Here is a 12,827-nt window from a genome sequence, read left to right on the forward strand (position 1 = left end):
ATATACAGATTTTAACCAACCTAAGCGAAAAAAATATATTTGGCAATAAACCATATATTAATTTACAATTTTTGCAACCGATACTTGTCTGATTACAAATACAATCACAAACTTAACAAGTATTGTATTTACCATCTCCCTCTAATTTGGGAAATAAGAAATCATAGGCTGTTTGGCTACCCTTGTACCAAATAAATAAAGATATTTTGTATTTTGCCATCTAATTCAATACTCCATGATGCTTTTAATTGTATTGTCAGGCTTTTTATTTGCAGCGCTTACACGGCCCATTGGGTCGATTTCCAAACAGACTTTATTACCATGGGTTTTCACTGCTTTACCGCTGACACTCTTCATCTTCTTTTGTAGCCAAATTGGTGCTGTAAGTGGGGGGAAGTCATTAATATGGACCTACAACTGGGTGCCAAGTTTGGGCTTGAATTTGGTCTTTGAATTGAATGGTTTGTCCTTGCTTTTTGCTTTGTTGATTACGGGTATAGGCACCTTGGTCTTTTTCTACTCAACCTATTACCTCAAAGGTCATGCATACATAGACCGCTTCTATGGGTATTTGTCCATGTTTATGGCTTCCATGCTTGGAGTAGTGCTTTCAGATAACTTATTGGCTTTATTTATTTTCTGGGAACTCACCAGTATCAGTTCTTTCTTTTTGATTGGCTTTAATAACGATGATCCAAAATCCAGAAAATCAGCCCTTACAGCGCTTTCCATCACAGGTTTAGGTGGTTTGGTATTATTGGGAGGGATTATCTTATTGTATAGTATTGGTGGAACCTACAGCTTCACAGAACTCCTTAACCAACGAACAACGATCCTTTCTTCCTCCTCCTATTCTTGGATACTCGTATTTGTATTTATTGGTTCTTTTACTAAGTCGGCGCAGTTCCCATTTCATTTTTGGTTGCCAGGTGCCATGAAGGCTCCCACGCCCGTGAGTACTTACCTGCATTCAGCGACAATGGTAAAAGCCGGAATTTTCTTATTGGCAAAAATGACTCCTTTATTGGGAGGCACACCTGCTTGGAACAATACGCTGATGATTATTGGTGGTATTACTATGATTTATGCTGCGGTTCATTCATTATTTAGAGTGGATTTAAAAGGAATTTTAGCATATTCCACAATTTCAGCCTTGGGGATTTTGGTGTTTTTGCTTGGTGTAGGTACAGAAAAAGCGCTGCTTGCTGTTGGGATCTTTATTTTGACGCATGCTTTGTACAAAGCCGCACTTTTCCTGATTACTGGCATCATAGACCATCAAACAGGCAGTCGGGATGTCAGCCAATTGAAAGGTTTGCAACATGTCATGAAACCAGTTGCCATTGCAGGTTTTATTGCCGCCCTTTCAAGTGCCGGTTTTCCATTGTTTTTGGGTTTTTTGAGCAAGGAAATCATGTATGAGGCTACCTTTAAATACGCAGAAATCGGCATTCTTTTAACAGCAGCCATCGTGTTGACCAAGATTTTCTTGCTAGTAGCAGGTTTTTGGGCCGGTATCAGTCCTTTTACAGGTGAACTACCCACCGCATTGAAAGCGACCAAAAAACCTTCAGCTATTTTATGGGTTCCACCACTCCTTTTAGGTGTTGGTTCCCTTTTGTTTGGGATTTTCCCTAGCCTAATTGAGCAAAGCTTAATTCAGCCTGTCTTTGCCAGTATATCCGGATTGGATACTTCCATTTATTTGGCACTGTGGCATGGCTTCAATGTTGTTTTAATATTGAGTATCTTGACATTGATAATCGGAACGGCTATTTATTTCAAATGGAAACCTTCCGAAGCTAAATTTGAACGCACACTCAAATTTGAAAAGTTATCTCCCCAATACTTATTGGAAGGATTCGCCTCGGCCTTTTATCATTTTGCTGGAGTTTGGACAAGAGCTGTACAAAATGGTTACCTAAGAAACTATGTGCTTAGTATTTTAGCATTCTTAACAGTCATTATGGGTTACCGATTCTATGAAGGTGTCAGCATTTATTTGGATTGGGAGCAATTGACTGTGATTACCCCTTCCGAAGTGATAGTTGTTACCCTGATGGTTATTTCTATCATTTTTGCGATCATATCAACATCCAGAACAGCTTCCATTGTAGCCTTGGGAGTGATTGGATTTGCAAACTGTTTATTTTTCCTTTTCTATTCTGCGCCTGATTTAGCTATGACGCAGTTTTCTATCGATACACTGACAGTCTTATTGTTTATGTTGGTGTTATTTAAACTTCCTAAAAACAAAATCTTTTCCAGCACTAAAATCCGGGTAAGGGATGCCGTACTTTCAGTTTTATTTGGGTTGTTAATCGCAATATTGACATTAGAGGTATTTGAGGAACCGTCAGTTACAGATATATCCAAGTATTACGCAGACAATGCTTATCTCTTAGCCAAAGGTCGAAATGTAGTGAATGTGATCTTGGTGGATTATAGAGGTATGGATACCCTTGTAGAAACTACTGTACTCATCATCGCCGCGATTGGTGTATTCAGCTTAATAAAGTTAAACTTGAACCCTTCTAAAGAGCAATGAAATCACTCATCTTTCGAACGGCATCCATTTATTTACTGCCATTATTATTACTGTTTTCCATCTTTATCCTGCTAAGAGGGCATTACCTCCCTGGAGGTGGATTTGTGGGTGGACTGATGGCAGGAGTTGCTTTTCTGATTCATTCCTTTGCATTTGGATTGAAAGAGACGCGCAACATCATTAGAATCAATCCTGGTTTTTTGATGCCAATAGGACTAAGCATTTGCATTTTGGCAGCACTTTCACCTTGGATAGTTAATTTACCTTTAATGACTGGACTATGGTTTGAGGAACCCTTCAAGTTTGTGGGAATGGTAGGTTCTGCCTTGTTTTTCGATATAGGAGTATATCTCGTGGTCGTAGGTTCCACGCTCATCATTATGTTTACTATAGCCGAAACTGTTTGATATGGAAATACTGTTAGTTTTTATCATTGGATTGTTACATGCCGGAGGTTTATATATGCTCCTTCGCCGTAGTATGTTTAAGATGATCATCGGTTTGATTTTATTGGGAAATGGCGCCAATTTATTGATATTCTTGATCGGCCGCTTGGTCAAAGGGAAGCCGCCAGTAATTGACGAAGGTTTGAAAGTTTTTGTAGATGCTTATGCAGATCCTTTACCGCAGGCATTGGTCTTGACAGCAATTGTCATCGGTTTTGGTTTGCAGTCATTTGCCATTATCCTAATCAAGCGTGTATACAATGTATTGGAAACAGATGATTTGGACGAATTAAATTCTACAGACGAAGAGCTATGAGCAATCCATATATCATCTTACCCATCGTTTTTCACATGGCAGCTGCTGTGATTCTGATGTTCTGTTGGTTTCAGCCACGGCTTCAAAAAGTCCTCAGCATGCTTTTCTCTTTAGTTGGACTTGGAATCAGTATTTGGCTATTTCGCTTGGTTTGGCATGAAGGCTTTCAGGTCACGCAAGCCGGAAACTGGAATGCTCCATTTGGTATCAGTTTTATTGCTGATACGTTAGGAAGCACGCTAGGGCTGTTATCATCAATTTCCTTGTTGGCAGTTTCAATTTTCTCATCTGTGAGTATGCGGGAAGAGCGAATTAAGTTTGGCTACTTTCCTATCCTTCATTTCTTGATCATGGGATTACAAGGTGCATTCCTAACAGCTGATATTTTCAATCTGTATGTATGGTTTGAAGTGGTGATCATTTCTTCTTTTGTGTTGCTGACTCTTGGAGGAAAGAAGTCACAGTTGGAAGGTGCTTTGAAATATGTTTCTCTCAATCTGCTAGCTTCCACCTTTTTCCTCATTGGAATTGCTTTGGTGTATGGATTGACTGGAAGTTTAAACTTAGCAGATATAGCCATAAAAATCGGCGATGTTGAAAACCGTGGATTGGTCAATATGACTGCAGGATTATTTTTGGTAGCTTTTGGTATTAAATCAGCTCTTTTCCCGATGTACTTTTGGCTACCTGCCTCTTATCACACCCCACCGGCTGCTATTTCAGCCATATTTGCTGGCTTATTGACAAAAGTTGGTGTATATGCCATGGTCCGTATGTTTACCATGGTTTTCATTGGTGACACCTTCATGAGCATTACCTTATCCGGTTTGGCAGCCTTGACGATCATATCAGGGGGATTGGGAGCCATCAGACAACAGCATTTAGGGAAGATCTTTGGCTACCTCATTATCTGTCATATCGGTTTTCTATTTGCTGGCTTGGGAATTTTTACCGAATTAGCCTTGGTTGGAACTATTTTCTACTTGATCCATGATATTGTAGTCAAAACCAATCTATTTATCGTAGCTGGCCTGATGAATAAACTTAGTGGAAGTCCATTTATTAAGGATCAGGGCGGCTTATATGCCAAGTACCCTATGCTTTCATTGCTTTTTGCTATACCGCTATTTTCATTGGTAGGTATTCCACCATTATCAGGATTTTGGGCAAAATTATACTTGATACAGGCAAGTTTTGAAACAAGGGAATTTCTGTTGGTAGCTGCCATTATCTTTGGGAGCTTTATGACCTTATGGGTCATTGCTAAAGTTTGGGCTGAGAGTTTTTGGAAAGATAGACCTACTACTTCGTCCTCCGGGAAATCATGGAGTGAATTTTCAAACAAAGAAAAATGGGGAATCTTGGTCCCAATCATCTTCCTTTCCATCGTTTCTCTGTATATTGGTCTTGCAGCGGAAAATATCATTTCCTTGTCAAGTAGAATTGCCGCTGAGCTTATGGATCCTTCAGCATATATCAACAGTATTTTGGGCATAAACTAACGAAACTATGACAAAATCCCTGTTTTTAAGTAATTTGATGTTGACCCTTATTTGGGTGTTAGCAACGGGAGTGTTGACCGAGGAAAACCTGCTTTTCGGATTTTTCCTCGGCTTTGGTGTGCTATGGATTGTGACTACGGGCAAAGCTGATAGGAAGTACTTCTACATTGTTCCAACTTTAATTGGATTCATAGGTACACTTTTGTGGGAAATCATCAAAGCTAACTTTATGACGGTTAAGGAATCCATCTTCCAAGATCAATTGGAACCGGCTATTATCAAATATCCATTAAAAGTCCAAACAGATGGAGAAATCAGTTTGCTGGCAAATATTGTGGCACTGACTCCAGGTACTGTTGTGATTGATGTTTCAGATGATAAAAAAGTAATGTTCATCCATGTGATGCATTTGAAAGACAAGGAAAGTTTTATCCAAGAGATTCAAACCAAGTTTGAAAACAAGCTATTAAAAATCATTCGATGAGTCTGAGCGAGTTTTACTATATGATTATTATCCCCATGTTGGGAATTTCGGTAATTCTGGTATTTATCCGATTTATCAAAGGCCCTAGTTTAGCAGATAGGGTGATTGCACTGGATATGCTGATTTTGATTTCAATCGGAATTATTGCGGTATATAGTGTGGTATTCAACCAAAGTACCTTTTTGGATATTGCCATGCTATTTTCACTCATCGCATTTTTGAGTACGGCTGCATATGCTTATTACATCGAACAAAGACAACGAAAATGAAAGAATACATCATCATGGTATTGAGCTTTTTGGGCGCCCTGTTTATCCTATCTTCCTCTATCGGGATTTTAAGAAAACCGGATGTATACCTTCGCATCAATATAACAGGTAAAGCATCTACGCTTGGAATAGGACTGCTTCTCCTTTCTTCGGGCTTGTTCTTTAATGAAGTTTCTGTGGGAACTCGGATTACAGCCACCATCATTTTTGTCTTTTTGACAATTTCGATCGGTGGACACATGTTGGCTAGAGCAGCATATTTCACCAAAACACCTACCTGGGAGAAAACAAAAATCGATGAATTAGCAGGCCACTATGATTATGAATCTCATGAACTCAGAAGCGAAATCCCATCCAAATCACCTGACAAAAAAGATGAAGCAACAAGTTAAGTGGATTTCTATATTACTAATGATTATGAGCTGTTTATCATCATGCGATGAAACACCACAAGAAGGGACCTTAAAGCCAACCTACTCTTTTTTGGTTGGATCCTATACTGATGGTATTGCCAAAGGAATAAGTTTTTTATCCTTTAATTTTGAAGAAGGGATTTTGGGGCTAAATCCGCTTGAAATAGACTTAGAAAATCCATCTTTTGTAATCGCTAACCGTGCGCAGGATTTAGTCTTTGCTGTAGAAGAAACGAATGAAGGAAAAATCAAATCATACGCATTTGACAGAGCTACCAATACACTGACATTTATAGATGAGCAAGCGACTTTTGGTGCCCATCCATGCTACGCATCTCTTAGTCCTGATGAAAACTTTTTGGTCGTGGGGAATTATTCGGGAGGAAACTTTTCAACATATAAAGTTGATGAAGGCAAATTAACTCATGTGCAAACAGTGCAACATGAAGGCAGTAGCATCAATTCCGCTAGGCAAAATCAAAGCCATGTGCATAGTATGTTTTTCCATCCTAATGGAAAATTTTTATTTGTTGCTGATCTTGGGGCTGATAAGGTATTTGTGTATAACTATAGACCGGATTATGCTATTCCTTTTCAACCATCTACTCAAGCTTATTTTGAAGTTGAGGCTGGTGTTGGCCCTAGGCATCTGATCATGCATCCTAATGGGAAATATATGTACCTCGTACATGAATTGAGTGCAGAAATAGGCGTTTATGAGTTTCAAAATGGCAGATTAAGTCATCTAGAATCCTACCCACTTACAGCTTCTACTTTTGTAGGAGCAATTAGTGCTGCCGAGGTCCGGATGTCTCCTGATGCTCAATATCTCTATGTCTCCAATAGAGGAGATGCAAATGAACTGACGTCTTTTCACATACAAAATGATGGAACATTAACGTTTGTCGAACGGGTTTCTACCGGAGGAATCACTCCTAGAAATTTTACGCTTACTAAAGATGGAAATTACCTTTTAGTAGCACATCAAGATTCAGGTGACATACAAGTTTTTGAACGAAATATAAAAACAGGGAAGCTCACCAAAACAAGTATGGAAATAAAATCAAATAAGCCCGTTTATTTGTTTTCCTTAGATGGATAGTCAGAATAATTTTTTAATTTTTCAACGAGATGAAGTAGAATTTAAAATATTTTTAAGGTGATTCGAACAATTCCCAAAAAATAATTTTAAAAAAGCTTTGAACCTGAGAAACTATGCTTACCTTTGGATCATAATAAAATATAATTACAATTTATCATGAACACAGGAAAAGTAAAATTTTTTAATGAATCTAAAGGATTCGGTTTTATCGTAGACAGCGAATCATCTAAAGAGTATTTCGTTCACGTTACAGGTCTGATTGACGAAATCAGAGAAGATGATGATGTTACTTTCGACCTTAAAGAAGGAAGAAAAGGCCTAAATGCAGTGAATGTAAAAGTAGTTTAATCTACCTCTATATACAACATTGACATCTAGTAAGAAGCCCCATGAAAATGGGGCTTTTTTTTATGATGGCATCTTCCCCCATTTTTTATCCTTTTTATAAGCTATTAAGCCATTTTCCACAAGCAAAGGAGAATCAATGTTATTGATGAATAATTGTCCGGTACCGAGTCCCTGATGCGATAAATCTTTATAGGTCGAGGTAAATTGAGCGATCGCATTTAGACCAACATTACTTTCCAAGGCCGAAGTCATCCACCAAGCGATATTCTGAGCTTCTGCTACCTGTATCCACTCTTGCGTATCTCGTAAACCACCCAATAAGGTTGGTTTTAAAATAATGTATTGCGGCTGAATTCTTTTCAATAATTGTTTTCTGTTTTCAAAACCATAAACACCAATCAACTCTTCATCTAGGGCAATCGGTAGAGGAGTAACTTGACAAAGCTCGGCCATTTCTTTCCACTGCTTGACCGCTATAGGTTGCTCAATGGAATGCAAATCAAATGCTGCAAGTCGTTTTAACTTTTCTAGAGCCTCGGAAGGATGAAAAGCACCATTGGCATCAACTCGGAGGGTTATTGTTGCTGCTGAAAATTTGGATCGAATATACTCCAGTAGCCTACATTCTTGATCAAAATCTATTGCACCAATCTTCATTTTTATACAAGAAAAGCCTTTGGCTAATTTTTCGTTGATCTGATCCAACATAAATTCCTTATCACCCATCCAAATCAAGCCATTGATGGGAATTGCTTGCTCCTTGTGAAAGAAGTCGGTATCAAAAATCATGCGCTGACCTCCATTGAAAAAGTCTAAGATTGCGGATTCAAAGGCAAATCGTATGCTAGGAAAATCATTGGAAATGACATCTGCACACCATTGAAAAATTTCATTGCTATCCAACTTTTCTTTTGAATCATATTCAAAAACTAGCTCTTCACAATAACTTTGAAGATATTGTTCAAAATCAGGTCTATCATCTATACTTAATTTAACCAAGGGAGCAGCTTCACCCCACCCAACAGTCGAGTTCTCAGAGGTACATGCTTGAATGAAATAGGTTGTTTTTTCTCGTAACACCCCACGAGAAGTACCTGCATCAAAATTAAACTTTAGCTGATGAGGAACGTATGAAAATCGAATTGCATGAATTGAAGACATTCGTTTTATATTTGCGTTCTAAATTTAACTGAGGACCTATCCCCTATGTTTCAACAAGCTGAATCCATCAAGTTATCCGATTACGATTACATTTTACCAATTGAGCGCATTGCTAAATTTCCTTTGGAAAAGCGGGATCATTCCAAGCTATTACATTTCAAAGATGGCAAGATAACACATCAAGTCTTTTATGAATTGCCTTCCTTGGTACCTGCCGGAAGCATGATGGTCTTCAACAACACCAAAGTTATACCAGCACGTATGATTTTTCAACGGGCTTCAGGCGCAAAGGTAGAATTGTTTTTGCTCAAACCACTTGGGCCTAGCGCAAATATCAATGAAGTCATGCAAACCAGGCATTCTGTGATTTGGGAATGTATGATTGGTAATTTGAAGAAATGGAAAGATGGAGAAGTTTTAAAAGGTGAAATTCAACTTGGAAATGAAGCATTGATTATATCTGCATTCCTTTTGGATAGGGAATCAAAAACAGTTCAGTTTGAGTGGGACTCTACGCATGCCTTTGTGGATATTGTAGAGGCTACCGGAGAAGTTCCACTTCCTCCCTATTTGAATAGAAAAGCTACAGCTGAAGATAAACCCCGGTATCAAACAGTTTATTCCAAAAAAGAAGGTGCGGTCGCTGCACCTACTGCTGGATTACATTTTACGGATGAGGTCTTGGCTAGTTTGAAGGCCAATGGAGTAAAAGAAGAATTTCTAACCCTGCATGTGTCAGCGGGAACCTTTCAGCCGATCAAAGTGTCCAATGTAATGGAACATGATATGCATAGCGAACAGGTGGTGGTAGATTTACCAACTATTCGAGCCTTGGCAAATCATCAAGAGATCATGATAGCTGTGGGGACTACTTCTATGCGATCGTTGGAATCTCTGTATTGGTATGGGGTAATGCTTATCCAAGATTCAAACGCAAGTTTTGCCATACCCAAATTGTATCCTTATGAATACGTTGGGCCAAAAATTTCACGGAATGATGCATTTGCAGCTATCCAAGCTTTAATGGAAAAACAAGATTTAGAAGAAATCACTGGTACCACGGAAATATTTATATTCCCAAGCTATGAATTTCGAGTATGTGATGCATTGGTGACTAATTTTCATCAGCCATCTTCTACCTTGATACTATTGGTCGCAGCCTTTACCAATCAACAGTGGAGAAAAATTTATGAGGAGGCATTAGCTAAGGATTACAGATTCCTTAGCTATGGAGATAGCAGCTTACTTTGGAGACACGATTTAATCTAGGTTAGATGAACCCAGTTTTTGAATACAATTCAATAGACTTTGATAATATGTTCTTCCTACGGGAACGGTATCTTTTGAGACTACTAGTTCTCGTGGGTTGATGCAGGTAATTTCATCCAATCGTACCACGTAACTTTTATGAATTCTTATAAACTCATCCGCCGGCAGTACTGCTTCCAACTCCTTCAGAATGTTTCTCAAAGAGTACACCTCATGACGGGTAACTAAGGTAGTATAGTTCCCATCTCCCTTCATCCACAAAATATCTTTGAACTTGACTTTGACCAAGTTGCCTTTATGCCTTACAAAAATTGCATCCTTTACTAGGATACTGCTTTCCTCAGTTTCATAATCATTGTAAACCGTTCCATTCCCGTTCAAACTATATTCTTTCATCTCCGCTAAGTTTATTCCTATTTATACGCTTGGAACAGAGTGTCTAAGAAAAATGTTTGATTTGTGGTAAAGAAAAAATTGAGTTCGCTATTGAATACTTGTTCAATTGAAAGTAAAGCATGTTGCAAATTGACCAACACATTAGTCCAAATCACTGGCCCTTTTTGAATTAGTACGGATGATATCATCCAAGTTGGCTGCTAAAGTTTTAAGATAACTCAGGTATTTCAGATTTTCCTTATCCAACAAGCTTTTATCCATCAATTCTAATAATCCCAAAATTGAAGATAATGGAGTACGCATCTGAAAAGTTTGGTCATAAACAACCTCTCTTAATACAGCATTTCTCTGGGTGATTTTCTGCACACTTTTTTTCTCAAAATTGGTACTTTTGTTGACATAAATAAAGCCTACAACATTGCCATGAAAATCCTTGAAAGGGAGAAATTTAAAGTCAAACCAATGCGTATTAGATGTTCGGTTATTAGGGACTTCTAGTTCAAAGGAGACAGTACTTCCTTCAAAAATATTTTCTATTTCACCTAACAATTTGTCATCCACTCCATCCATTAGAAAATTCAAGAACTTGTCTCCTACTTTTAATGATTTGTTGAAATATGTACGGGCGTGTTGACTAGCTTTTTCATTAAAATCTAAAATCCGTAAGTCTCTGCTTACAAAAAAGACCGTCTCTTCCATCCCTTCAATCAAGGTTTTTACAAAAATGTCTTTTTCAATCAACTCTTTAGAAAGTACATTGATTTCAGTTTTATCCTGTATAATAAGGTCGAGATAGGATTTCTGAGGGATTATAAAGAATTTCAAATGCTTTCCTAAACTTGGGAAAACAGCCTCAAAAATCCGCATCATCTTTGTTTCTTTGGCAGATTTGAATTCATGTGCATACTTAAAAATCTGTTGATCGGGAAAGGCATACCAGATTTTTTGACCTTCTACACTTGCTGTATCTATGAAATAGGGCTTGGATAGCTCATTATAGGAGATAATTTCCCAACTCAAATTCAATCGAATTACTGCATCTGACTGTTGATTGACAAGATCTACTGCAGCGGGTATATCTGGTGAATTTTTGGAAGTAGAAACGGGGAAGCCAACGCCTAGAATCCCCACATAATCTTCTCCTTGTTTGATGGCTTTAAACTCCCAGCTAACTATCGCATACTTGTGAGAAAAAGTATATTTAGAGGATATGGTGGGTTTTTCAATCACTTCCATCAACATTTCCTGAAAAGAACCCTGTTCGTCGGGTCCGATCAATTGAGAAAACAGGAATTTTTTAGAAATCGCTAATTGCGCATCTTCAAAAACTTGTTGGAGTAGATGTCCTGATTGGACGATATATCCATCAAAATCTAGAAAAACAGAAAATAATGAATTAGAAGCTTCTAAGAAATCTGGAATATATGTTTCAGAAGTTTTGAATTGGGTCATGCTGGAAATTCTTTGGGTACCAAAAAAGAATACATGCCCTAAAATAAATTTATTATTTTAAAAAAGTATGCCCGAGACCATTTATTTCGGCTACACCCCGATTATAATACTAAGCTCTAGCAAATACGGTAGATTTTTCTAACTTCAATTCACTTACTACTTGATCGAAATCTTCGTAGTCAATTTGTTTAACCAGTTTAATGAGCACACTCGAAAGCTCTTCCTTGCAAATAGTAACACAAAAAGAATATCCTTGATCACAGTCAGCCTTTACTCTTTTCCTGTCAAACAGTCGGCATAGGCTATTTAAGTCATTGGAGCGAATTACTAATTTTTCTTGATTTTCTGGAGCAGTTGAAACAGAAAAAACACCTTGTAGAGATTGAATTACCATAGGAATAAAATTATGAATTGATTAACTAACTACCATTTTTCGAACACTAAATTAAGAAAGAAACCACCATAAAAAAATACCCATTTCGGGGTATTTTTTACCATTGAAACGTCAATCAAATACCTCCAAAGTACAACATTCTTCAAAAGCTCCTATATTCTACATGAAATCTAGTATAAAGCTAAAAGTAAGCCCTTATGATACGCTCTAAATGATTATTTTTTTCAAACTGAAATTCAATTCATTATAGATCAAAATCATGATTTTGATGAAAAATATCTCTAAGGAGGGTTCCAGGCTTTGTTTATTCCAACATTTATGAATTATATTTGCACTGTTCTAAGGAAAATATGCTATTCCTAGATAAAGAGAGTTGGGTGAGTGGCTTAAACCAGCAGTTTGCTAAACTGTCGTACGGGTAATGCCGTACCGGGGGTTCGAATCCCCCACTCTCTGCCAAAAAAGCACCTTCATTCAATTTGATGGTGCTTTTTTTATGCGCAGCTCTTTAACATACGCTAATAAATGAGAGAATCAGCAAATTCAACCAATGCAACTCTCAAACTATCAATTTATTTTTATCTTTAATGAAGCAAGGCATCAGTACTTATCAATTTGACTATACTTGATTTTTTTCATTTAAAATTTTAGGAACGGCAACCTCAAATTATGGTTTAATTTATACCTTTAAGAGCATTTGAAAGTACAACAAAGCAATCTCATATAC

The 12,827-nt window shown here is 37.6% G+C and carries 14 protein-coding genes and 1 tRNA gene; 11 read left to right on the forward strand and 4 right to left on the reverse strand.

The features are described 5' to 3' along the window. The first annotated feature begins 235 nt into the window (after positions 1 to 235). The 9 genes from mbhE (at position 236) to ACXIUD_RS02350 (ending at position 7,428) form a co-directional block, all read left to right on the forward strand. Positions 236 to 2,548, forward strand: coding sequence for a hydrogen gas-evolving membrane-bound hydrogenase subunit E (gene mbhE / locus ACXIUD_RS02310; protein WP_458050998.1), 2,313 nt, complete (start codon positions 236 to 238; stop codon positions 2,546 to 2,548). Continuing rightward, on the forward strand, positions 2,545 to 2,955 hold the full coding sequence (locus tag ACXIUD_RS02315; RefSeq protein WP_458050999.1) for a Na+/H+ antiporter subunit B: 411 nt from the start codon (positions 2,545 to 2,547) through the stop codon (positions 2,953 to 2,955). The genes mbhE and ACXIUD_RS02315 overlap by 4 nt, the downstream gene beginning before the upstream one ends. Before the next feature lies 1 nt (position 2,956). Then, positions 2,957 to 3,310 (forward strand): Na+/H+ antiporter subunit C, encoded by a 354-nt coding sequence (locus ACXIUD_RS02320; RefSeq protein ID WP_458051000.1) that lies wholly within the window; start codon positions 2,957 to 2,959, stop codon positions 3,308 to 3,310. Next, positions 3,307 to 4,812 (forward strand): proton-conducting transporter transmembrane domain-containing protein, encoded by a 1,506-nt coding sequence (locus ACXIUD_RS02325; RefSeq protein ID WP_458051001.1) that lies wholly within the window; start codon positions 3,307 to 3,309, stop codon positions 4,810 to 4,812. Before ACXIUD_RS02320 ends, ACXIUD_RS02325 begins: the two co-directional genes overlap by 4 nt. Before the next feature lie 7 nt (positions 4,813 to 4,819). Then, the gene (locus tag ACXIUD_RS02330) at positions 4,820 to 5,296 is read left to right on the forward strand and encodes a Na+/H+ antiporter subunit E (RefSeq protein WP_458051002.1); all 477 of its coding nucleotides are present in this window, start codon (positions 4,820 to 4,822) and stop codon (positions 5,294 to 5,296) included. Next, the gene (locus ACXIUD_RS02335; RefSeq protein ID WP_189579108.1) at positions 5,293 to 5,565 is read left to right on the forward strand and encodes a cation:proton antiporter; all 273 of its coding nucleotides are present in this window, start codon (positions 5,293 to 5,295) and stop codon (positions 5,563 to 5,565) included. Before ACXIUD_RS02330 ends, ACXIUD_RS02335 begins: the two co-directional genes overlap by 4 nt. Next, positions 5,562 to 5,957: a monovalent cation/H(+) antiporter subunit G gene (gene mnhG, locus ACXIUD_RS02340; RefSeq protein ID WP_458051003.1), complete on the forward strand. Its 396-nt coding sequence runs from the start codon at positions 5,562 to 5,564 to the stop codon at positions 5,955 to 5,957. The genes ACXIUD_RS02335 and mnhG overlap by 4 nt, the downstream gene beginning before the upstream one ends. Before the next feature lie 25 nt (positions 5,958 to 5,982). Continuing rightward, entirely contained in the window at positions 5,983 to 7,080 is a 1,098-nt protein-coding gene (locus ACXIUD_RS02345; RefSeq protein ID WP_458051004.1) for a lactonase family protein, read from the forward strand. A 156-nt stretch (positions 7,081 to 7,236) separates the two neighbouring features. Further along, the gene (locus ACXIUD_RS02350; RefSeq protein WP_458051005.1) at positions 7,237 to 7,428 is read left to right on the forward strand and encodes a cold-shock protein; all 192 of its coding nucleotides are present in this window, start codon (positions 7,237 to 7,239) and stop codon (positions 7,426 to 7,428) included. Positions 7,429 to 7,488: 60 nt separating this feature from the next. Here ACXIUD_RS02350 and ACXIUD_RS02355 read toward each other — a convergent pair whose 3' ends face one another. Beyond that, entirely contained in the window at positions 7,489 to 8,589 is a 1,101-nt protein-coding gene (locus ACXIUD_RS02355; RefSeq protein ID WP_458051006.1) for an o-succinylbenzoate synthase, read from the reverse strand. A 45-nt stretch (positions 8,590 to 8,634) separates the two neighbouring features. Here ACXIUD_RS02355 and ACXIUD_RS02360 point away from each other — a divergent pair, with 45 nt between their 5' ends. After that, positions 8,635 to 9,858, forward strand: a complete 1,224-nt coding sequence (locus tag ACXIUD_RS02360) for an S-adenosylmethionine:tRNA ribosyltransferase-isomerase (RefSeq protein WP_458051007.1) — start codon at positions 8,635 to 8,637, stop codon at positions 9,856 to 9,858. Here ACXIUD_RS02360 and ACXIUD_RS02365 read toward each other — a convergent pair. The 3 genes from ACXIUD_RS02365 to ACXIUD_RS02375 all read right to left on the reverse strand — a co-directional run bounded on the left by ACXIUD_RS02365 (position 9,850) and on the right by ACXIUD_RS02375 (position 12,100). Then, complete coding sequence (locus ACXIUD_RS02365) at positions 9,850 to 10,254, reverse strand: LytR/AlgR family response regulator transcription factor (RefSeq protein ID WP_458051008.1); 405 nt, start codon at positions 10,252 to 10,254, stop codon at positions 9,850 to 9,852. The two genes, ACXIUD_RS02360 and ACXIUD_RS02365, sit on opposite strands and share 9 nt — an antisense overlap. 141 nt (positions 10,255 to 10,395) lie before the next feature. Then, complete coding sequence (locus ACXIUD_RS02370) at positions 10,396 to 11,706, reverse strand: hypothetical protein (RefSeq protein WP_458051009.1); 1,311 nt, start codon at positions 11,704 to 11,706, stop codon at positions 10,396 to 10,398. 109 nt (positions 11,707 to 11,815) lie between these two features. Then, the gene (locus ACXIUD_RS02375; protein ID WP_458051010.1) at positions 11,816 to 12,100 is read right to left on the reverse strand and encodes a hypothetical protein; all 285 of its coding nucleotides are present in this window, start codon (positions 12,098 to 12,100) and stop codon (positions 11,816 to 11,818) included. Positions 12,101 to 12,467: 367 nt separating this feature from the next. Between ACXIUD_RS02375 and ACXIUD_RS02380 the strand changes: the two genes are divergently transcribed. Next, a tRNA-Ser gene (locus ACXIUD_RS02380) sits at positions 12,468 to 12,559 on the forward strand. Positions 12,560 to 12,827 lie beyond the last annotated feature (268 nt).

It is taken from the genome of Mongoliitalea sp. (assembly GCF_054166905.1).